General features: G+C 73.6%; 17 protein-coding genes. 3 read left to right on the plus strand and 14 right to left on the minus strand.

All coding sequences use genetic code 11. The features are described from left to right. Window positions 1–190 precede the first annotated feature (190 nt). Entirely contained in the window at window positions 191–1,393 is a 1,203-nt protein-coding gene (locus ABD143_RS17315; protein ID WP_343978878.1) for an ABC transporter substrate-binding protein, read from the plus strand. 18 nt (window positions 1,394–1,411) lie between these two features. Here ABD143_RS17315 and ABD143_RS17320 read toward each other — a convergent pair whose 3' ends face one another. The 8 genes from ABD143_RS17320 to ABD143_RS17355 form a co-directional block, all read right to left on the minus strand. Next, window positions 1,412–1,786 carry a RidA family protein gene (locus ABD143_RS17320; protein ID WP_343978881.1) on the minus strand — a complete coding sequence of 125 codons (375 nt, stop codon included), beginning with the start codon at window positions 1,784–1,786 and terminating at the stop codon, window positions 1,412–1,414. Continuing rightward, window positions 1,783–2,940 carry a CaiB/BaiF CoA transferase family protein gene (locus ABD143_RS17325; RefSeq protein WP_343978884.1) on the minus strand — a complete coding sequence of 386 codons (1,158 nt, stop codon included), beginning with the start codon at window positions 2,938–2,940 and terminating at the stop codon, window positions 1,783–1,785. Before ABD143_RS17325 ends, ABD143_RS17320 begins: the two co-directional genes overlap by 4 nt. Continuing rightward, window positions 2,937–4,502, minus strand: a complete 1,566-nt coding sequence (locus ABD143_RS17330; protein WP_343978887.1) for a class I adenylate-forming enzyme family protein — start codon at window positions 4,500–4,502, stop codon at window positions 2,937–2,939. The genes ABD143_RS17325 and ABD143_RS17330 overlap by 4 nt, the downstream gene beginning before the upstream one ends. Window positions 4,503–4,668: 166 nt before the next feature. Then, a complete protein-coding gene (locus tag ABD143_RS17335) occupies window positions 4,669–5,856 on the minus strand; it encodes a cytochrome P450 (RefSeq protein WP_343978890.1) in 1,188 nt (395 codons plus the stop codon). 11 nt (window positions 5,857–5,867) lie between these two features. Next, entirely contained in the window at window positions 5,868–6,098 is a 231-nt protein-coding gene (locus ABD143_RS17340) for an FAD-binding protein (RefSeq protein WP_343978893.1), read from the minus strand. Window positions 6,099–6,122: 24 nt separating this feature from the next. Continuing rightward, on the minus strand, window positions 6,123–7,232 hold the full coding sequence (locus tag ABD143_RS17345) for an NDMA-dependent alcohol dehydrogenase (protein ID WP_343978896.1): 1,110 nt from the start codon (window positions 7,230–7,232) through the stop codon (window positions 6,123–6,125). Continuing rightward, the gene (locus tag ABD143_RS17350) at window positions 7,229–8,650 is read right to left on the minus strand and encodes an aldehyde dehydrogenase family protein (RefSeq protein WP_343978899.1); all 1,422 of its coding nucleotides are present in this window, start codon (window positions 8,648–8,650) and stop codon (window positions 7,229–7,231) included. The genes ABD143_RS17345 and ABD143_RS17350 overlap by 4 nt, the downstream gene beginning before the upstream one ends. Then, complete coding sequence (locus tag ABD143_RS17355) at window positions 8,647–9,861, minus strand: cytochrome P450 (RefSeq protein ID WP_343978902.1); 1,215 nt, start codon at window positions 9,859–9,861, stop codon at window positions 8,647–8,649. The genes ABD143_RS17350 and ABD143_RS17355 overlap by 4 nt, the downstream gene beginning before the upstream one ends. A gap of 194 nt (window positions 9,862–10,055) precedes the next feature. On the opposite strand from ABD143_RS17355, the gene ABD143_RS17360 reads away from it, so the two are divergent. Further along, on the plus strand, window positions 10,056–11,495 hold the full coding sequence (locus ABD143_RS17360; RefSeq protein ID WP_343978905.1) for a phosphotransferase: 1,440 nt from the start codon (window positions 10,056–10,058) through the stop codon (window positions 11,493–11,495). 49 nt (window positions 11,496–11,544) lie between these two features. Here the strand turns inward: ABD143_RS17360 and ABD143_RS17365 are convergent, their stop codons facing one another. The 4 genes from ABD143_RS17365 to ABD143_RS17380 are packed head-to-tail and all read right to left on the minus strand — an operon-like array spanning window position 11,545 to window position 15,419. Then, on the minus strand, window positions 11,545–12,177 hold the full coding sequence (locus tag ABD143_RS17365; RefSeq protein WP_343978908.1) for an EthD domain-containing protein: 633 nt from the start codon (window positions 12,175–12,177) through the stop codon (window positions 11,545–11,547). A 26-nt stretch (window positions 12,178–12,203) separates the two neighbouring features. Beyond that, window positions 12,204–12,797: a VOC family protein gene (locus ABD143_RS17370; protein WP_343978911.1), complete on the minus strand. Its 594-nt coding sequence runs from the start codon at window positions 12,795–12,797 to the stop codon at window positions 12,204–12,206. 14 nt (window positions 12,798–12,811) lie between these two features. Continuing rightward, window positions 12,812–13,723 (minus strand): acyl-CoA thioesterase, encoded by a 912-nt coding sequence (locus ABD143_RS17375; RefSeq protein ID WP_343978914.1) that lies wholly within the window; start codon window positions 13,721–13,723, stop codon window positions 12,812–12,814. A gap of 7 nt (window positions 13,724–13,730) precedes the next feature. Next, entirely contained in the window at window positions 13,731–15,419 is a 1,689-nt protein-coding gene (locus ABD143_RS17380; RefSeq protein WP_343978917.1) for an FAD-dependent oxidoreductase, read from the minus strand. A 95-nt stretch (window positions 15,420–15,514) separates the two neighbouring features. Here ABD143_RS17380 and ABD143_RS17385 point away from each other — a divergent pair, with 95 nt between their 5' ends. After that, entirely contained in the window at window positions 15,515–17,056 is a 1,542-nt protein-coding gene (locus ABD143_RS17385) for an AMP-binding protein (protein WP_343978925.1), read from the plus strand. A 109-nt stretch (window positions 17,057–17,165) separates the two neighbouring features. Here ABD143_RS17385 and ABD143_RS17390 read toward each other — a convergent pair whose 3' ends face one another. Beyond that, entirely contained in the window at window positions 17,166–18,203 is a 1,038-nt protein-coding gene (locus ABD143_RS17390; protein WP_343978928.1) for an LLM class flavin-dependent oxidoreductase, read from the minus strand. A gap of 99 nt (window positions 18,204–18,302) precedes the next feature. Continuing rightward, complete coding sequence (locus tag ABD143_RS17395) at window positions 18,303–20,294, minus strand: alpha-ketoacid dehydrogenase subunit alpha/beta (RefSeq protein ID WP_343978931.1); 1,992 nt, start codon at window positions 20,292–20,294, stop codon at window positions 18,303–18,305. Window positions 20,295–20,399: the final 105 nt, after the last annotated feature.

Below are 20,399 nucleotides of genomic sequence, written 5' to 3' on the forward strand. Positions count from 1 at the left end.
CGTACACCGCCTCGTCGGACCGCCACGACAGGCTAAGGCCAGCGGCAATCACACTCAGCGAGAAAGCGGCCGCGGAAGGAGAGGTAGGCACAGCGCGCAATTCGGGCGCTCCGAGGGGTCCCGTTCCCCAATGCTGTTAGGTTACGCTCCTGTTCGGTCGGGGCTCAGCCTTAACGTGGAGGTTCTGCCAATGTCCACACGACGCGTCCGCTCGGCGGCCGCCGTCCTCGTCGCCGCGGGACTCGTGACCACGGCCTGCGCCGGCTCGCCGTCCGGGACCGGCGGCGCCGCGGACCCCATCAAGATCATGACGATCGCGTCCTTCCAGAGCCAGCAGTTCTCGGTCCCGCAGGTGCGCACGGCCGTCGAGGTCGCGGTCGAGGAGATCAACGCCGCGGGCGGTATCGGCGGCCGGCCGGTCGAGGCCTCCTTCTGCAACGACAACTTCGACCCCAACGAAGCGTCGTCGTGCGCCCGCGAGGCGATCGACGAGGGCGTTGTCGCGGTGGTCGGCGGCACGACCCCGAACGCCGGCGCGGTCATGCCGCTGCTGGAGGAAGCCGGCATCGCGTGGCTGGCCGGCAGCGGGACGGCCGGCCCGATCGAGCTGGAGAGCCCGGCGTCCTACCCGCTGCACGCAGGCGCGCCGGGCATGGGCATCGGCGCCGGCTCGCGCGCGGTGACGCTGGGTGGGCCAAACGTCGTCGTGATGGCGGGTGAGAACGAGAACGCCCAGATCGGCGGGCAGCAGGCCGCCCGTGGCGCGGAGATCGCGCACGGCACCGTCCACTCCGTCACCCTCCCGCTCAACGCACCGGACTACGCCGCCCCCGCAGCGGCTGCGCTCGCCTTCCGCCCCGACGGGATCTCCCTCGCGACGACGCCGGAGGACGCGGCGAAGGTCGTCCAGGCCCTGCGGCAGGCCGGGTACACGGGGATCATCACCGGGCCGTCCTCGCTGTTCCCGCCGTCGAGCATCGCGGCGCTCGGCGCGGCCGCCGAGGGCATCACGGTCATGTCCCGGCTGGTGCCGACGACGTCCACCGACGTGCCGGAGATCGCCGAGTTCGTCAGCGGTATGACGGCCAAGGACCCGCAGGTCCGCATCGACGACCTGGGGCTCAACGCGTGGACCGGCGTCCGGTTCCTGGCGAAGCTGCTCGACGGCAGGACGGTCGAGGGCCCGCAGAGCGTGCTCGACGCGCTGGGGAGCATCGAGACGCCGATCGAGCTGGGCACCGTGCCGCCGTACCCGGGCGTGCAGGACCCGCCCGCCGAGCCCGACTTCCCGCGGGTGGCGGCGTTCGCGACGATCGAGGCCAAGGTCGATGGCGGCAAGCTCGTGCAGCAGGGCGAGTTCTTCGATCCGCTGGAGCCTCCGGCGGCCGGCTGACCGCCCGGCGCCGGACGGTCAGGGGACGACGGCGATCGCGTCGATCTCCAGCGCGAACTCCGGGCGGGCGAGTGCGGCCGCCTGCAGGACCGTGTCGGCGGGGTACGGCGGGCGCAGCAACTCCCGCCGTACCCCGACGACGGCCGGCAGGTCGGCGATGTCCCGCAGCAGCGTCGTGAACCGCACGACGTGCGCCAGGTCCGAGCCTGCCTCGCGCAGCACAGCGTCGAGGTTGGCGAAGGCCTGGCGCGCCTGCGCGGTGACGTCGCCGACCACGCGACCCGCGCCGTCCACGCCGGGCTGCCCGGAGACGAAGACCAGCCCACCGGCCCGGACGGCCTGGGAGAACGCCAGCCGGGCCGCCACCTCGGCGCTTGGCGGTGTCTCGGTCATGTGGGTCTCCCCGAGGGCGAGACGGCCGGCGTCCACTGGGCGAGGGCCCCGGCGTCGAGAAGCCCGTCGAGGGCGACGTCCCCGCCCCAGTCGGCCAGCACCTGCGTGGTGTGCTCGCCGGCCCGCGGGCCCGGCCGGGGCGAGGCCGGCGGGTGGGCGTCGAAGCGCGGCGCGGGGGCGGTCCCGGCCGGGCCCAGCGTGCCGCGCGCGGCGACGTGCGGGTGGGCGGGCGCCTCGCCCATCGCGAGCACCGGGCTCACGCAGGCGTCGGTGCCGGCGAAGACGGCCTCCCAGTGCGCGCGGTCGTGCGCGGCGAACCGCGCCGCGATCCGCTCGCGCAACGCCGGCCAGCAGCCCGGGTCGGTGCGGTCCGCTTCCTCGGGGCTCAGCCCGAGCAGCTCGGCGAACCGCGCGTAGAACCGGTCCTCGATCGCGCCGACGGCCAGGTACCGGCCGTCGCGCGCGGGGTACACGTCGTACCACGGCCGGCCCGAGTCGAGCTGGTTGCTGCCGCGCCGGTCGACCCACTCCCCCGCCGCGGCCATCTCGTAGATCGGGCCCATGAGCGCGGCCACGCCGTCCACGATCGCGGCATCGACCACCTGGCCCCGTCCGGTGGCGCGGGCCTCGTGCAGCGCGGCGAGCACGCCGGCGACGAGGTACATCCCGCCGCCGCCGAGGTCGCCGACCAGGCATAGCGGGACGACCGGCGGGCCATCAGCCCGGCCGATCGCGTGCAGCGCCCCGGTCAGCGCGATGTAGTTGATGTCGTGGCCGGCCGACTGCGCCCACGGGCCGTGCTGGCCCCAGCCGGTCATCCGGCCGTAGACCAGCGCGGGGTTGCGGGCGTGGCAGGCCCCCGGGCCGAGCCCGAGCCGCTCGGCCACGCCCGGCCGGAAGCCCTCGACGAGGACGTCGGCCCGCTCGACGAGGGCGAGCGCCGCCTCCGCGCCGCCGGGGGCGCGCAGGTCGACCGCGACCGAACGTTTGCCCGCTGCGAGCGGGACCGGCCCGGCGTCCGGCCCGCCGACGTCCCCGACGCGGTCGACCCGCACGACGTCGGCGCCCATGCCGGCGAGCTGGAGGGTCGCGAACGGGCCGGGGCCGATGCCGCCGAGCTCGAGCACACGCACGCCCGCGAGGGGTCCCGTCACGACGGGCGTCCGGACGGTTCGGTGGCGAGCTTCTCGAAGTGCTCGCGGATCCGTGCCCGAGCGACCTTCTCGGTGGCGCTGCGCGGCATCTCGTCGAACACCAGTAGGTGGGACGGGAGCTTGTAGCGGGCCAGCCGACCCTCGGCGTACGCCCGCACTTCGTCGAGGGTGACCGATGCGGCGGGCGCGAGCACCACCGCGAGCAGGCCGGTCTCACCCCACGTCGCGTCGGGCACGCCGACCACGGCCAGCTCGACCACCCCCGGCAGACCGGCCAGGGCGTTCTCGACCTCCGCCGGGTACACGTTCTCCCCGCCCGTCCGGTAGACCTCCTTGATCCGGCCGACGATGTACAGGTGGCCGGCGGCGTCGAGGCGCCCCGCGTCCCCGGTGCGGAACCAGGGCCCGTCGAAGAACTCCTCGCGCGGCTGCCGCCAGTAGCCCGGGGTCACGCCGCCGCCGCGGACCCACAGCTCGCCGACCTCGCCCGCCGCCACCTCCGCGCCGTCCGCGCCGGTAAGGCGGATACGCAGGTGCGGCACCACGGTCCCGGACGAGCCCGCCGCCGCGGCCTCGTCGTCTGCCGCGGCGAGGATCGACACGTTCGGCCCGATCTCGCTCGCGCCGTACGAGAGCTGGACCTGGATCCCATGGGCGCGCAACGCCCGGTAGATCTCCAGCGTCGAGGGCCCCCAGCCGCCGAAGAGCACAGTCTCCAGCGCGGGGAACCGCGCCGCGGCGAACCCGTCGAGCCGGACCAGCCACTCGTAGTTCTGCAGCACCCCGCACAGGTGAGTGATGCGCAGGTCCGGGTCGGTGAGCAGGTCGAGTGTGGCCCGCGCGTCGAATCGGCGGGTCGTCGTGACCCGGCCGCCCCAGTACAGCGCCGGGTTGGTGAAGACGTTGAGCCCGCCTGCGTGGAACAGCGGGACGATGTTCAGGTGGTGGCGGCCGCGCTCGGCCATCCGGCTGGTGTGCGCGAGGTTCAGCGCCTGGGTCACCAGCGTCCGGTTCGTGCAGATCACACCCTTGGGCAAGCCCGTCGTCCCGGACGTGTACAGCACGTGGGTGGCCGCGTCCGGGTCGAGGTCCCGGCCCGGCACGGGGCGCGCGGCTGACGCGATGGCGCCGTCGTAGCCTGCTGCGGGCGTCCCCCAGCCGAGCCGGCTCGGGACTGGCACCGCGGTGAGCAGTCGGTCGGCCAGCCCGCTCCACTCCGCGTCGTGCACGAGCACCGCCGGTTCCGCGTCCGCGAGCATGGCGACCAGCTCGGCGACGGCGAGCCGCCAGTTCAGCGGCACCAGGATCGCCCCGATCCGCATGCACGCGAACTGCAGCTCCAGCACCCGCCAGTCGTTCTCGGCGACGAGTGCGACCCGGTCGCCGACCCCGACGCCGAGGTCGTCGCGCAGCACCGCGGCGAGCCGGCCGACCCGGTCCTCCAACGCACCCCAGGTGACAGTCTCGCCGGTCTCGGCGACGGCCAGCGCCACCGCCGCCGGCCGGACCCGCGCGTGCCGCGCGACCCAATCGGGCAGGATCTCGATCCCAACGGGACTCATCGGGCCCCTCCCAAGCGCGCGAGCAGGTCCGCGGGGGCAGCCGCCACGGCGTCGAGAGGGACGGGCCACCGAGGTCGGGTCGTCCTCATCGAAGTCCTCCTGGATACGGCAGCACGCATGGCCGGACCGCGTCGGCGCGGCCCGGTGACGTGCGGCGATCAGACGGTCAGGTGCGGCTGGGTGTGAAGCGCACCGGGAGTGACCGGAGGCCGTGCTGGTTGGTGCCCCCGCCCCACACCGGCGTGCCGTCGATCTCGACGTCGGGCAGGTTGTCGAGCACGTACTCCAGCGTGAGCCGCAACTCCAGCTTGGCGAGCGGCTCGCCGATGCAGCGGTGGCGGCCGATGCCGAACGTGAGGTGCCTGCTCAGGCCAGGGCGGTCGACGTCGAACCGGTCCGGCTCGGCGAACCTCTCCGGGTCGCGGTTGGCCGCGCCGTAGACGAGCATCACCTTCTCGCCGGGACACAGGGTGGCGCCACGCACCTCGGTCTCCTGGGCGACGGTGCGGCCCATGTTCCAGACCGGCGGGTGCAGCCGCAGGGTCTCGTCGATGACCGGGCCGACCAGCGACCGGTCCGCGAGCACCCGCTCGCGCAGGCCGGGCTCGGTGACCAGGCGGTAGATCATCGTGCCCATGCCGTTGACGGTGGTCTCGTGCCCGGCGACGACCATCAGCTGCACGAGCCCGAGCAGCTCCGTCGGTGGGATCGGCTTCCCGTCGATCGTGGCGTTGACGTAGGAGCCGAGCAGGTCGGTGACCGGCCTGCCGCGCCGGGCGTCGATCTCGTCCTCGAGGAACGCCTCCAGCTCCTTGGCCCGCTGCCGGGCCAGCTCCGGCTGCCCGGTGGCCTGGATGAAGTTGGCGGCCAGCTCGCGCACGCGCCGCCAGTCCGAGTCGATCCCGAGGATCAGGCTGATGGCGAGCACCGGGACGGGGTGTGCGATGTCGCGGACGAGGTCGGCCCGCCCGGCAGGCAGCAGCGGGGCGAATGCCTCGTCGACGATCTTCTCCAGGCCCGGTCGCCACCTCTGCAGCGCCTTGTCGGTGAAGTCGGCGAGCACCAGCTTGCGCAGCGACGTGTGCCGCGGCGGGTCCAGCTCGGCCGGGATGACGGGCATGCTCGCGCCCGTCGGCGGGATCATGATCCCCTTGGTCACGGTGTAGGTCTGCCAGTCGTTCGACGCGGTGACGACGTCGTCGTACTTCGTCAGCGCCCAGAACCCGCCCGAGGCGTCGCTCCACGCGACGGGACAGCGGCCCTGCATCTCCGCGAGGGTCTCGGGAAGCCGTTGCAGCAGCGCAGGGTCGGTGTTGTCGAGCGGGAACGCCGGCCGGTCGGGAGCCTGGGTCATCTCGTCTCCTGTCAACGTTGGGTCAATACGGCCGCGTTGCGGCCGGCGATCCGGCCGAACACCACGGCGTTCGCGATCGCGTTCCCGCCACCGGCGTACCGGTCGCCGAAGACGCCGCCGGCCACCTCACCCGCGGCGAAGAGCCCGGGGATCGGCACGTCGTCGACGTCGCGGACCCGCGCGTCCGGTCGATCGCCACGCCGGCGGCCGTGATCCCGCCGCGCCGGCCCCGACCGCCACAACGTCGGGCCACGGAGCGCCGGCCATCAGAAGACGATCATCCCGCGCATGATCCGGCCGGCGAGCAGGTCGTCGTACCCCTCGTTGACCTGCTCCAGCGAGTAGCGCTTCGTCACCAGCTCTTCGAGCTTCAGCTCGCCCGTGCGGTACAGCGACAGCAGCCTGGGCAGGTCGGCGTGCGGGTTGCAGCCGCCGAAGACGTTCCCGACGATCTCCTTCTGTCCGAAGATCACGTCTACGAGCAGCAGCTCGACCTTGTCGATGCCCGGGTTCGCCGTGGACGTCAGGCATGCGCGGCCGCCCTTGCGGGTGAGCAGCATCAGCGGCTTGAGCATGTCGGCGGTCGCGAGGCTGGCCGTCAGGATCGTGCGGTCGGCCATGACGCCCCTGGTCAGCTCCGTGACCAGCGGCATCGCCTCCTCCATCGACGCCACCGAGTGGGTCGCGCCGAGCAGCTCGGCCTGCTCGCGACGGAACGGGATCGGGTCGACCGCGACGATGTGCTCCGCGCCCGCGATGCGCGCACCCTGCACCGCGCTGGAGCCGACGCCGCCGGTGCCGACCACGACGACGGTGTCGCCCGGCCCGACCTGGGCCCGGTTGACCGCGGCGCCGAACCCGGTGGCGACGCCGCACCCGACGAGCGACGCGAGCTCCAACGGGATGTCGTCGTCGATCTTGACGCAGGAGTCCTGGTGCACCACCGCGTACGGGCTGAACGTGCCGAGCAGCGACATCCGCATCAGACCCTGCCCGCGGGCGTGGGTGCGCGGCTTCCCGTCGGCGATCGGCAGGCCGGACATGATGACCGCGCCGTAGTCGCAGAGCACCGAGATACCGCTCGCGCACCACCGGCAGTGCCCGCACGCCGGCATGAACGCCATGACGACGTGGTCGCCGGGCTTCAGCCGGGTGACGCCCGGCCCGACCTCCTCGACCACGCCCGCGCCCTCGTGGCCGCCGATGATCGGCAGCCCGGTCGGGATGTCGTTCTTCACGGCGTGGTCGTCGGAGTGGCACAGCCCGCTGGAGGCGAGCTTGACCCGCACCTCGCCCGGCTGCGGGTCGTCGAGCTCGACCTCCTCCACGCTCCAGGGCGTGCCGACCTCCCAAAGGATCGCCGCTTTCGTCCTCATGCCAGGGCTCCCGTTCTCTTCCGGTGCACGACCTGCGGCTCGGTGAACGCCAGCAGGCCCGCGACACCGTTCTCCTGTCCGACGCCGCTCCACTTCGCACCGCCGAACGGGACGGTGGGTGGCAGCTCGGCGTGGGTGTTGACGAAGGTCGTGCCGCACTGGAGGCGCTCGGCCACGGCCGCGGCCCGCTCCTCGTCGGCACCCCACGCCGAGCCGCACAGCCCGAATGTGGTGTCGTTCGCCCGCTCGACCGCCTCGTCGACGGTGCCGTAGCGCAGGATCGGCAGGACCGGCCCGAACTGCTCCTCCGCGACGACAGGCGCGTCGTCGCCGAGGTCGGCGAGGATCGTCGGCTCGAAGAAGAACCCGGGACCGTCAACGGGGTGCCCGCCGGCCACGACCCGCGCGCCGCGGCGCACCGCGTCCGCGGCGAGACCCGCGACCCGCTCGTACTGGGGCCGGGTGGAGAGCGGGCCGAGCTGCGCGGACGCGTCCGAGGGCGGGCCGACGGTGACCGCGCGGGCCGCGGCGCCGAACGCCTCGACGACGGCGTCGTAGGTCTGCGCGGGGGCGAAGATCCGCTTGGGCAGCGCGCATGCCTGCCCCGTGTTGAAGAACGCCGTCCCGACCAGCACCGGCACGGCGGTCGCGAGGTCGGCGTCGGGCAGCAGGATGGCGGCGTCGTTTCCGCCGAGCTCCAGCGTGACGCGTTTGAGGTCGGCCGCGGCCGACACGGCCACGCTCTTGCCGCCCGCGACCGACCCGGTGAACGTCACCTTGCGCGGCACCGGGTGGGCGACGAGGTCGGCGCCGAGCCGGTCGCCGCCGGTGACCACGTTGAGCACGCCGGGCGGGAGCACCGAGCGGCCGATCTCGCCGAGCAGGAGCGACGAGAGCGGGGTGAACGGCGAGGGCTTGAGCACCACGGTGTTGCCCGCGAGCAGCGCCGGGGCGATCTTCCACATCGCCAGCCCGAGCGGGAAGTTCCACGGGGTGATCGCGGCGACCACACCGAGCGGGCGGTGCGCCAGCTCGATCCGCGCGCTTGCGTCGTCCTGCAGCAGCTCGCGCGGGATGCCCATCCCCGCGTAGTACCGGAGCCAGGTCGCGCAGATCCCCGGCTCGGCACCGGCCACCGGCAGCGGCTTGCCGGTCTCCCGGCTCAGCGTGGCGGTCAGCTCGTCGGACGCGGCCGTGATCGCGTCCGCAAAAGCGAGCAGGGCCTTCCGCCGGGCGTCCTCGTCGGCACGCCACTCGCGCTGGGCCCGGGCCGCCGCGGTGACGGCCTGTTCGAGCTGGTCGGGCGTGCAGTCCGGGGCCTGCCCGGTGACCTGGTCGAGTGCCGGGTCGACGACGTCGAACGTCCGCTGCGCCGCGACCGGCCGGCCGTCGATCGTCAGCGGAGGTGCGCCGGTCATCGCTGCCCCTCCGCGACCGTGGCGGCAGCCGGCGTGGCGACGTGGTCGAACGCCAGGTGCATCTCCTCCGGCGCGCCGATGCTGATCCCGGCCGCTTCCTTGACCGCGGTTCCGCTCGCGATGCGGAAGTTCGTCAGCCGGGCGAGGAGCCGGTTCACCGCGATCTCCAACTGGAGCCGGGCGAAGTGCTGGCCGAGGCACCGGTGGATCCCGATGCCGAACGCAGCGTGCGGGTTGCGGCTGCGCTCGAAGTCGAGCCGGTCGGGATTGTCGAACTTGGACTCGTCGCGGTTACCGGAGCGCCAGTGCACGGCCAGCCGGTCGCCCGCCTTGAGCGGTACCCCGAGCAGGTCGTTGTCCTTCGTCACCAGGCGGCCCATCACCGAGACCGTGGACGTGAAGCGCAGCAGCTCGTCGAGGTCGCGCTTGGTCCAGTCCGGACGGCGCAGCCGCTCCTCCATGCCCGGCTCCTCGGCGAGGTAGCGGCCGATGTAGGCGAGCGCGCCACGGGTCGTGTCGAGCCCGCCGAGCAGGAGCACGGTGACGACGCCGAGGCGTTCGGTCTGGGTCAGGGGGCGGCCGTCCTCGACCGTCGCGTCGACGAGCGACTGGAGGAAGTCGTCACGCACGGCTCCGGTGCTCTCCCGCTCGGCCATCAGCTCGGCGGCGATCCCGGCGACGACCCCGAAGGACTCCGGGGAGTTGTCGACCGACACCGCGGTGACCGCGTCGATCGCGCGCCGCAGCCGGTCCTCGTTGTCGTCGTCGAGCACGACCTTCGCCAATGACCCCGCGGTGAACGGGATGGCGAACCGGCTGACGAACTCGACGCGCCCGTCCTCGACGAAGCCGTCGATCAGGTCGTCGGCGAGCTGCTCGATGACCGGCTGGTAGCGCGACAGCGACGCCCGGGAGAAGGGCCGGTTGAGGAACGTGCGGAAGTCGCGATGCAGCGGCGGGTCCAGGTCCAGCGGCGGTAGCGCGACCGGGACCTGGTTGACCCCCGGCATCGAGGAGCTGAAGACGTCCGGATGCTCGGCCACGGCCCGCAGGTCGTCGTAGCGGGTCACGACGTGCATGCCACCGTCGTAGTTCGTGTGGACGACCGGGCACTCGCTGCGGGCCCACCGGAGCTCGTCGTCCATGCGGGTGCAGTGCTCCTCGTCGAACCAGTTCAGCTCGTCGAAGAAGTGCTGATGGGAATCGACCATGAGGCAACTGCTCCTTCGCAGTCGCGGGGCGGCCGGTGGCCGCGCCTTGCCGTCCGGTGATCGTGGCGCTAACCAAACAGCGTTGTCAACCTCAAAACCGATCGGAGATTGATTATCGCCACCGGGCACCCCTGGGCTAACAGTGTTTGGCTACGCTGACCCGATCCCAGCTCCCTGAGGAGGCCGAGCCACCGATGGCGACGACGACCGATGCCTCCTCTCCCGCCCCGCCGGCCGGGCTCGACCCGGCGGTCGCGGGCTGGGTCGAATCTGTGACGTCCGGGCGGATCGTCCGGGCCCGGCCGGTGGACCGCTGGCGGCCCAACTGGACCGTGGACGTCGAGACCGCCCGCGGCGAGCGGGCCCTGTTCCTCAAGTTCCCGCGGCTGCCACCCGCGGTCGTGCGGCGCTCGGTCATGCTGAGCACCTTCGGGACGGCCCGGGAGGCGGCCGCGCTGGCCGCCGTCCAGGGCACCGGCGTGGCGGCGCCCGAGCTGCTCGGCCTGCACGAGCTGTCGGGGGCCGTGCTGGTCGGCCGGGTCGGCGGAGTGGGAGTGCTGCAGCACCTCCCGCCTGCGGTGCGGTCCGGGCTGATGCGCCAGTACGCCCGGCAGCTCGCCACAATCCACGACCTCGACCCGGACCTCGACCTCGGCCCGGAGGCACGGGCCCGCCTGGCGGCGGCAGGCGACGGCCCGGACCGGCCGGGACCGGTGGCCGCCGCGCTCGCCGACCACGCGTCCGTCACGGCCCGCGTCGGGCGCCCGGACCCGCTGATCGACCTCGCGGTCCGCTGGCTCGGGGAGAACGCCCCCGCCGGCACCGAGCGGCGGCTACTGCACGGGGACGCGGGACCCAACCAGTTCATGGCCGACGGCGGGCGCCTGACGGCAGTGCTGGACTGGGAGATCGCGCACCTCGGCGACCCCACGTCCGACCTCGGCTACACCCGGTTCCGCGAGTGTCTCTACCCGAGCGGCGCGTTCGGGGCGTTCCTCGCCGAGTACCGGGCGGTCTCCGGCCGCGGGATCGACCGGGCGGCCCTCGACTACTTCACCGTCGCGGCCGCGCTGCTGCTCGTCGCGGGGGTCGCGCGGGACGTGCAGCGGCCAAGCGCGCACAACCCCGAGGCCGCGCAGCGGTTCTGGTGGGACGCGCTGGGCCGCGTCGCGATCTGCGAGGTGCTCGGCGCCCGGACCGGCCTCCTGCCGTTGGTCTGGCCAGAGCCCGTCGACGGCGAGCTGACCCCGCTCAGCTCGCTGGTCACCGCCCGGCTCGCCCCGCGCGCCGCGGGCCAGGAGCTGCTGCTGGCCCACGCCCTCCTGCGCGCGAGCCGCACCCGGCCCGACGCAGCGCAGGCCGCCGACGCAGCGGAGCTGCTCGACCTGCGGGACCCAGACCCGGCACGGCGGCTCGCCGCACTCACCGAGATGGTCGCCGGCCCGGACCCGGACGTGCCCGCGCTGGTGACCTACCTGGGCCGGGACGCGATGCGGCGGCTCTACGCGTTCGTCCCGCTGTCCGCGACCGACACCTGGGACGGCCCGGAGACCGCAGGCCCGGACCCGGACGGCTGGGACGGCGATCGGCTCCCAGCGCTGCCGCTGCTTCCCGCGGTCCCGGACCCGGCCTGATCCTGGACGACGAAGGAACCCCCGCCCTGGGGAGCGGGGCAGGGGTTCCTCATGCCGTGCTCAGGGCACTGACCGCCACGAAGAAGGACCGGCCGTGGTCCACGAACCGCATCTCGTCCGCGGTCGCGTCGCGGCGGACCGCAGGCGTCGCCCGGACCGCCGCCATCGCGGCTTCGTGGGGAAAGAACAGCATCCCGGCACCGTCGAAACCGGCCGGCGCGATCCCGAGGCGGGTCGCGAGCGCCTCGCTCGCCGCCCGGTCGGCACGCAGCTGCCGGTAGCCGGCGCCCACAGCCGCCCGCCGGGCGAACACGACGTGCCGCTCGCGCCAGTGCTCCAGGAACTGCGGGTGGTCGAGTCCGGGGCGCCGCCGCACGAGCCCGACGGCGCGCACCGGGCCGTCACCTGCGACGACGACGTGCTCCACGCCGGCGAGCACCGCGCTGCGGGCCCGGTCGACGGCGGGGACGGCCGCCAGCGCGCCGTCCACCGCCACCACGACCGCCGGATCCCCGGCCGAGGCGGCCACTGGCACCCGGACCTCGACCAGCACGTCGAACGGCGCGTCGGGGACAGGCAGCGGTGCCCCGTCCGGTGCGGATTTCGCCAGCCGCGTGCGCATCACCGTCCAGGCCCCGGCTGGGACGCGCGCGCCCGTCGGCAGCCCGAGCCAGAGCTGCACGACGACGGACGTCCCGGTCGCGTGGGTCAGATCGCCCCCCCGGCGTCGGCGAGATCCGCGCCGTTCTCTGCGGCTTTCTCGGCCGCCCGGCGGGCCTGGTAGTGCGGCGACTTGTGCTGCACGCCCTCGTACTCGGGCACCTGCGCCGGGCTGTCGTCGGCCAGCAGCTCGCGCGCCTCCTCCTCGTCGGCCTCGGTGAGCGGCTGCGTGTCGAACGTGAACTCGACCAGCGTCCCGTCCGGGTCCTTCGTGTAGATGGAGTGGATGAACTCGTGCTTGACCTCGACGACGTTGTAGCCGTGGTCGATCCAGCGCTGCCTGCACTCCTCCAGGCCGCCGATGTCGTGGCAGTCGAACGCGATGTGGTTGATCCAGTAGGGCAGGCCGTTGCCCATCCCGCCCTGCCATTTGTCGGGCTCGACGACAACGCCCTCGATGCCCTGCAGGTCCCAGATTGCGAAGTACTGCCCGTCACCCGTGTCGTAGAAGATGTGCTTGGTCCAGCCGCCCTCCGGGCTCTGCCGCTTCACCACCTTCTTCAGGGTGAAGCCCATGGCCTCGGTGTAGAACTTGTGCGACCTCTTGACGTCCTTCGACGCCACCGCCACGTGGTGGAACATCGTCTCGCTCCTTCTCATCCATCCTCGGGTGTTCGCGGCCCGGCCGACGACAGTGCGGCCGTGGTGTGCTCCGCCACCGGCAGCAGCGCGGTCTCCTGGGAGACCGTCGCGACGAGCCGGCCCATCGACGAGAGGAACCGGCCGGTCGTGAACGCGCGGTAGTCGGCCGCAGACGGGGACTCGTGCTCGTGCAGGATCCAGTCGTCGGCCCGGAAGCCGCGGTGGAACCGGACCGACAGGTCCAGCGCGGCGGTGCGCAGCCCGCGGCCGGTCTCCAGGTCGGTCCACTCCCCGGTGGGCGGCGGCGCCACGGGCTCGACGAGCAGCAGGTCGGCGGCCCGCACGAGCGCGGCGGCGTGCAGCAGGATCTCGTCGGGGATCTCCTCGGTGAACCGCATCCAGATGCGGTTGCGCGCCGCCGGCGTGGCGGCCCGCTCCCAGCGCGGCCGGTCGACGTGCCGGACGTCGAGCGAGCCTGCGGTCACCGTGGCCGGCAGCGCGTGCGGGTCCGGGAGGTCGTCGGGCGCGGGCGCGTCCTGGTGGGTCGGGCCGCGGCCCCTGCGTGGCGTGGCGAACGTGACCGTCGCGAGCGCGAGCGGGTTCCCGCCCTGCGCGGAGCGGACCAGGCGGACGGCCCCGTGGTCGGTGTCGTGCACCCGCTCGACCCGGTGCTCGACCGGCCCGGCCGGCTCGCCCTCGCCGAGGTGGGTCACGTGCACGGCGTGCACCCAGCGCCACCGGGTGTCCACCGACCGGCCGGCGGCGACCATCGCCTGCGCGGCCAGCACTCCGCGGGCGACGCCGGCCGGCCCACCTCCGGTGCCCGCCGACCAGCGGTCGGGACCCGCCGGGTCGAGGTGCATCTGCGCAAGGAACCCGTTGACGGGCACGTCCGGCTCCTTCTCGGTCGTCAGCGGGTGCGTCATCGGTGCGTCACTTCCCGGTCGCGGCGTGCCTGCCGGCCAGGTGCCCGAACGTGAGCGCTGGGCCGAGCGTCGAGCCGCCGCCGGGGTACGCCATCCCCATCACGGATGCCGCGGCGTTGCCCGCCGCGTAGAGGCCCGGCACCGGCGTGCCACCGCGCAGCACCCGCCCCGCCGGGTCGGTGACCGGCCCGCCCCGCGTGCCGAACGCACCTACCTCGATCTCGACGGCGTAGAACGGCGGCTCTGCGAGCGGGGCGAGGTTGGCCGCCGGGCCCGGACGCGTCGGGTCGCCGTTGGCGCGCTCGAACGCCGACTCGCCGCGGTGGAAGTCCGGGTCCCGGCCGGCCGCAGCGTGCGCGTTGAACCGCTCGACGGTCGCGGCAAGCCCGGCCGTGTCCACGCCGAGGAGTCCGGCGAGGCCGGCCAGGGTGTCCGCGCTCCACATCCAGTCCGGTACCGGATCGGCCGGGCCGCAGTCGGCCACCGGTCCACGGCGCCGGAAGCCCTGGTCGAACAGCAGGAACGCGGGGATGTTCGGGTAGCCGAGCGTCGCCGGGTCGAGCACGTGGAACGCGCCGGCGATCGCGTTGTAGTTGGTGGCCTCGTTGCAGAACCGGCGGCCCGCCCGGTTCACCAGTATCGAGCCCGGCCGGCTGCGCTCGGCCACCACCGTGGCGGAGCGCGGGAACACGCCGTCACCCCTGCGCACGTCACCGGGCCTGCGGATGAGCGGGGTCCAGTAGGCCTCCTGCATCGTGCCGAGGTCGGCGCCAACCGACTGCGCCATGCGCAGCCCGTCGCCGACGTTCTCGCGCACCGCCACCGAGTTCTGCAGCGGGCCGCGCAGGTAGGCGCGCACGAGGTCGGCGTCCCAGTCGAAACCGCCGGTCGCGATCACGACGCCGGCCCGCGCCGTCACTGTGAAGGGCTCGCCGGCGTGGACGCCGCGCACGCCCGTAACGCTGTCCCCGTCCAGCACCAGCTCTGTCGCGCGGGCCGAGACCACCGGCTCGACGCCGAGTCGCAGCAGGCCTGCGAGCAGGCCGCCGACCAGCGCCTGTCCCCAGCCGCGCATGTCGCGGGCCTCCCGGTCGGCGACGACCTCGGGCGCGGGGCCGCCGGCCGCGCCGCCGTAGACCGTCTCGGCCGGGCTCAGCCGCATCCGGCTCTCCTGACCGGGCGAGAGCACCACGCGCGACGCCCAGTCGCCCAGCTCGGCGAACGGGAACAGCTCCTCGGTGAGCGAGCGCCCGCCGCCCGCCGCGGCCCCGGGGTTCTCCGAGTGGTAGTCGGGGTAGGGCAGCGCGACGAACCGCAGCGCCGTGGCGTCCTCCAGCCAGCGCAGCACCTCCGGCGCCGCGTCGACGAACGCCTCGACCAGCTCGGGGTCCTGCCGGCCGTTGGACAGCGACGCGATGTAGCGCACGGCGTCCGCGCGCGAGTCGGCGATACCGGCGCTCGCCGCGCGGTGGTTGCCGGGCACCCAGACGACCCCGGCGGACAGCGCCGCCGTGCCGCCGACGCTCGGGCCCTTCTCCAGCAGCACGACGTCCGCGCCGTTGGCCGAGGCGGCGAGCGCCGCCGAGAGCCCGGCCGCGCCGGAGCCCAGGACGACGACGTCGGCCTCGGACGGGACCGAACCGGGAACGCCAGCGCTCATACGGCCTCCTTGAGCTCGACCTAAAACTAACAACATTTGGCTGACCGTGCCAGCATGTCCCAGCCGACGCTGTCCACGCTAGCCAATCGGTGTTAGTTTTGGCACGCCGACCGACGAAGGGGTGGACGGACGTGGCCGATGCCGCCAAGGACTGGGTGCGCACGAACGCCGGGCGTTACGGGGACGACCTCGCGCTGGAGAACGCCGAGACCGGGGAACGGCACACGTGGCGGCAGCTCGACCAGCGGGCCGGCGCGCTCGCCGGCCACCTGCGCGACCGCTACGGCGTCGGGGTCGGGGACCGGGTGCTGCTGCTCGCGGAGGGCGACACCCGCACCTTCGAGGTCCAGTTCGCGTGCATGCGACTCGGCGCCATCCTCGTCCCGCTGAACTGGCGGCTCGCGGTCCCCGAGCTGGTCGAGCTGGCCGCCGACGTCGAGCCCGCGGTCGCGATCCTGGACGGGGTGTGGCACGACACCGGGCTCAAGATCGCCGAGGCCACGGGCGTCCGGCACCTGCTGGGGTGGCGCTGCCCCGGTGACTCACAGGATGTCGAGGACTACGAGGCCGCGATCGCGACGGCGACACCGGCCGAGCCGCGGACCGACCTTTCCGTCGAGCTGCCCACGCACATCCTGCACACGTCGGGCACGACGGGACGTCCCAAGGGCGCGATCACCACCGTCAAGACGCTGAGCTGGCATGCGCTCAACCTCGCGGGCCGGGTCAACGGCGGGCCGGGCACCAAGCTGCTCAACCCGATGCCGCTGTTCCACGCAGGCGGGCTGACCACAATCGCGACACCCGTGCTGATGACCGGGGGCGCGGTCACGACGATGCGCCGGTTCGAGCCCGACCGGGTGCTCGCGGTGCTCGGCGACCCCACCCAGGGCGTCACGCACTTCACCGCCCCGCCGATCATGTGGGCCTCCCTGAGCGCGCTGCCGGGCTTCGCGGACGCCGACTTCTCCACACTGCGGCTGGCCGAGGTCGCCGGCGGCGTCCCCCCGCTGCCGCTCCTGGAGCGCTGGCGCTCGCGCGGCGTCGTGCTGCAGCAGGCGTACGGCGGAACCGAGCTCGGCCCCGCCGTGACCGGCATGCCCCGCGACGCCGTCGCCGACCGGCCCTCCTCGTGCGGGCGGGCCGTCCCGTTCACGCACGTCCGCCTGGTGACGGCCGACGGCACCGACGCTGCCACCGGCGAGGTCGGCGAGGTCTGGCTGAAGGGCCCGAGCGTGACCCCGGGCTACTGGCGCAAGAACGGCCCGGTCGAGCCCGCACGCACCGAGGACGGCTGGTTCCGCACCGGCGACGCCGCCCGCCGCGACGCCGACGGCTTCTACTACCTCGTCGACCGGGTCAAGGACATGTACAAGTCGGGCGGGGAGAATGTGGCCCCGGCCGAGGTCGAACGCGTACTCATCACCCATCCCGACGTGCTCGACGTCGCGGTGGTCGGCATCCCCGACCCCACCTGGGGAGAGGTCGGGCGGGCATTCGTCGTCGTGCGCCCCGGTACGACCGTCACACTCGACGGGCTGCGCGAGTTCTGCCGGGAACGCATCGCCGGGTACAAGGCACCGCGCAGCCTGGTCGTCGTCGAAGACCTGCCGCGCAACTCGACGGGCAAGGTCTCCAAGGCGGCGCTGCGGAGTCACCCGGCAGACGGCTGAGCCGCGGCGCGCTCCGCGATCTGCGCCTGCACGGCGGCGATGATCGCCATGCTCGTCCAGACGAGGTTCAGGTGCTCCGGCAGCGCCTGACGCGTGCGGACGGACCGTGTCAGAACTGGGCGATGACCTTGTCGCCGGCCAGGTCGAGGGCGCCCATCAGGGCCGCGTCGGGCATGCCCCCCATGTCCATGTAGAGCAGGTGGGTGGTGACCCGCAGGCGCTCCGAGAGCTGCCCGATCCGGTCGACCACCTCGTCCGGCCCGCCCACGATCGCCGGGCCTGTCGTCGTGAGCCACTCGAAGTCGAACGGGCGGGACTGGTGCGCGGGCACCTCGGGGTTCACCACCGCGAGCAGCTGCTGCATCCACTCGTGGTACGCGCGGTAACGCGGCTCCCACTCCTGGCGGGCCGAGCGGCCGTCCCTGCCCACCCAGACGTGCCACCCGGCCCCGATCTCCGGCTGGTGCTGGTGCCCCGCCTCCTGCCATCGCTGCAGGTAGTGCTCGACCACGGGGACGAAGAAGTCCGGGTTCCCGAACGCGCTGGGCAGCATGAGCTTCCAGCCCAGCCGCGCGGCCAGCTCCACCGAATCGAGCGAGCTGCCCCCGCCGATCCACATCACGTCCCGCTCGGGCTGCAGGGGCGGCGGCTGCAGCCGCTCCCCGTTGACCGGCGGCCGGAACCGCCCCGACCACGTCACCGGCTCCCCCGACCACAAGCGCGAGAGCAGCTCGGCGTTCTCGCTGAACCGGTCCCGCGACTCCTCCACCGACTGCCCGAAGAGCCGGTAGGTCGAGGCGAAGAAGTTGCCCCGGCCCGCCACGATCTCCGCTCGGCCCCCAGACAGCACGTCGAGCGTCGCGTAGTCCTCCGCGATCCGCAGCGCGTCCAGGTTCGCCAGCAGCGTCACCGCGGTACCCAAGCGCAACGTCGAGGTCCGCGCCGCGACCGCCGCGAGCAGCACCGGCGGCGCCGAGTAGATGTACTCGATGCCGTGATGCTCCCCCACGTTGACGCCGTGGAACCCGGCCTGCTCGGCCCGCACGGCCGACTCCACCAGCGTCGCGTGCCGCTGCGCCGCGGTCGGCCGCACGCCGGTCACCGGGTCGGTGACGTGGTCACCGAGGGACATGATGTGGAACTTCACGAAGTCGCTCTCCCTCACAGTTCACCGAACACTGTTAGAATCGTCGCGGCCGCGGCCATTGAAACAGCCACGGCCCGGCGCTTCCAACGGTGTCGGGTATTACGTCCCCACACAGCGCCGCACGGCCGCGACGATCTCGTCCGCGCCGGGCAGCCACGCCCGCTCCAGCGACGGCGCGTACGGGGCCGGCACCGACGGGGCACCGACCCGGACGATCGGCGCGTCGAACGACCAGAAGCCCTCGTCTGCGGCACGCGCCGCGATCTCCGCACCGATGCCGAAGTCCGTGACCGCCTCGTGCGCGATCACCATGCGATTGGTTCTCGCGTACGAGCCGAGCACCGTCTCCCAGTCCAGGGGCGCCACCGTCCGCAGGTCGACCACCTCGGCGTCAATCCCCTCGGCCACCAGCCGCTCCGCGGCGGCGAGCGCCTCGTGGACCATCCGCGAGACCGACACGACGGTCACGTCCGAGCCCGGCCGGCGGATCGCCGCCCGGCCGAGCGGCACGACGTGGTCGTCGGCGAACCCCGGCCCGGACCGCTCGTAGAGCAGCCGGTGTTCGATCACGACGACCGGGCTGTCGTCCCGGATCGCCGCCCTCAGCAGGCCGTACGCGTCGGCCGGGGTGGACGGCATGACCACGCTGATCCCGGGGACGTGGGCCAGCAGGGCCTCGAGGCTCTGTGAGTGCTGCGCACCCGAGGACCGCCCGGCGCCGAACTGCGTGCGGATGGTCAGCGGCACCGTGACACCGCCGCCGGTCATGTACCGCAGCTTCGCGGCCTGGTTCACGATCTGGTCGAGGCACACCGTGAGGAAGTCGGAGTACATGATCTCGACGACCGGGCGGAGGCCGGCCATCGCGGCGCCGACGCCCATGCCAACGATCGCGGTCTCGGCGATCGGGGTGTCGCGCACCCGTCCCGGGAACTCCTCGGCCAGCCCGCGGGTCAGCCCGAACACGTTCCCACCTGCGCCGACATCGATCCCGGCGAGCAGGACGTCCGGGTCGGTGCGCAGCTCGTGGCGCAGCGCGGCGCGGATCGCCCGGCTCGTCCGGACCGGCTCGGCCCCGGGGTCGAGCAGCCGTTCGTCGGGGCCGGTCCGAGGCTCGGCGCGGACATAGTGGTGGAGCGTCGCGGGCGCCGGCTCGGACGCGCGCTCCGCCGCCGCGACGGCCGCGTCGATCTCGGCGTCGACCTCTGCGGCGACGGCGTCGAGCTCGGCGTCGAGCGCACCCCGTTCGGCCAGCCGGGCGCGGGTGCGGTCCAGCGGGTCGCGGGCGAGCCAGTGGGCGTCGACGTCGGAGTCGCGGTAGCGCTGGGGGTCCCCCTCGTAGTGCCCGCGCACCCGGAAGGTCACGGCCTCGACGAACGCCGGCGGCCCGCCGGCGCGCACCGCGGCGACAACCGCCGCCATCGCGGTGGCCACCTCCTCGACGTCGTTGCCGTCGACCCGCACGAAGTCCATGTCGTAGGCCGCGGCCCGCCTGCGCATCGCGTCCGCCCCCGCCCGCGCGACGGAGAACTCGGAGTACTGGTTGTTCTCGCACAGCAGCACCAGCGGCAGCCGCCATGAAGAAGCGAGCGTGGCGCCCTCGTGAAAGGCGCCCGTGCTCGTCGCCCCATCGCCGAAGAACGCGACGGCCACCCGGTCCTTGGAACGGAGCTGCGCGGCCGCCGCCGCGCCGGCCGCGATCGGAACGCCGGCACCCACGATCCCGTTGGCGCCGAAGATCCCGATGGCCGGGTCGGCGATGTGCATCGAGCCGCCCCGGCCCCGGCACGCGCCGGTCTCCCGGCCGAGCAGCTCCGCGAAGGCCGCGGTGACGTCCAGCCCCTTCGCCAGCACGTGGCCGTGCCCGCGGTGGGTCGAGGTGATGACGTCGTCGACGCGCAGCGCGGCGCAGGCCCCGACCGCGGTCGCCTCCTGCCCCACCGAGAGATGGACGAAGCCGGGGATGCGGCCGTCGCGGTAGAGCACAGCGGCCCGCTCCTCGAACGCCCGGATCCGCAGCATCCCGCGGTACAGCTCCAGCAGCCGGCCGGTGGCGACCCGCCCGGCGCGGGCGGGCATCTCCAGTGACATTTGGCTCCTCCGTCGGCGCCCGGCCGAGTCAAACAGTGTTGGGTAAGCGCGTCAAGGAACTTCGGGGGACACCTACCTAATCCAACGCCGTTCGCCTACGCTCGT

Origin of the sequence: Pseudonocardia aurantiaca, from assembly GCF_039526725.1 — a bacterium.
Taxonomy (GTDB): domain Bacteria; phylum Actinomycetota; class Actinomycetes; order Mycobacteriales; family Pseudonocardiaceae; genus Pseudonocardia; species Pseudonocardia aurantiaca.

Bases quoted from the DNA above. Each gene is read 5' to 3' on its own strand.
- ABD143_RS17315 (WP_343978878.1), top strand. From the start codon at position 191: ATGTCCACACGACGCGTCCGCTCGGCGGCCGCCGTCCTCGTCGCCGCG.
- ABD143_RS17320 (WP_343978881.1), bottom strand. From the start codon at position 1,786: ATGACCGAGACACCGCCAAGCGCCGAGGTGGCGGCCCGGCTGGCGTTC.
- ABD143_RS17330 (WP_343978887.1), bottom strand. From the start codon at position 4,502: ATGAGTCCCGTTGGGATCGAGATCCTGCCCGATTGGGTCGCGCGGCAC.
- ABD143_RS17335 (WP_343978890.1), bottom strand. From the start codon at position 5,856: ATGACCCAGGCTCCCGACCGGCCGGCGTTCCCGCTCGACAACACCGAC.
- ABD143_RS17345 (WP_343978896.1), bottom strand. From the start codon at position 7,232: ATGAGGACGAAAGCGGCGATCCTTTGGGAGGTCGGCACGCCCTGGAGC.
- ABD143_RS17350 (WP_343978899.1), bottom strand. From the start codon at position 8,650: ATGACCGGCGCACCTCCGCTGACGATCGACGGCCGGCCGGTCGCGGCG.
- ABD143_RS17355 (WP_343978902.1), bottom strand. From the start codon at position 9,861: ATGGTCGATTCCCATCAGCACTTCTTCGACGAGCTGAACTGGTTCGAC.
- ABD143_RS17360 (WP_343978905.1), top strand. From the start codon at position 10,056: ATGGCGACGACGACCGATGCCTCCTCTCCCGCCCCGCCGGCCGGGCTC.
- ABD143_RS17370 (WP_343978911.1), bottom strand. From the start codon at position 12,797: ATGTTCCACCACGTGGCGGTGGCGTCGAAGGACGTCAAGAGGTCGCAC.
- ABD143_RS17375 (WP_343978914.1), bottom strand. From the start codon at position 13,723: ATGACGCACCCGCTGACGACCGAGAAGGAGCCGGACGTGCCCGTCAAC.
- ABD143_RS17380 (WP_343978917.1), bottom strand. From the start codon at position 15,419: ATGTTGTTAGTTTTAGGTCGAGCTCAAGGAGGCCGTATGAGCGCTGGC.
- ABD143_RS17395 (WP_343978931.1), bottom strand. From the start codon at position 20,294: ATGTCACTGGAGATGCCCGCCCGCGCCGGGCGGGTCGCCACCGGCCGG.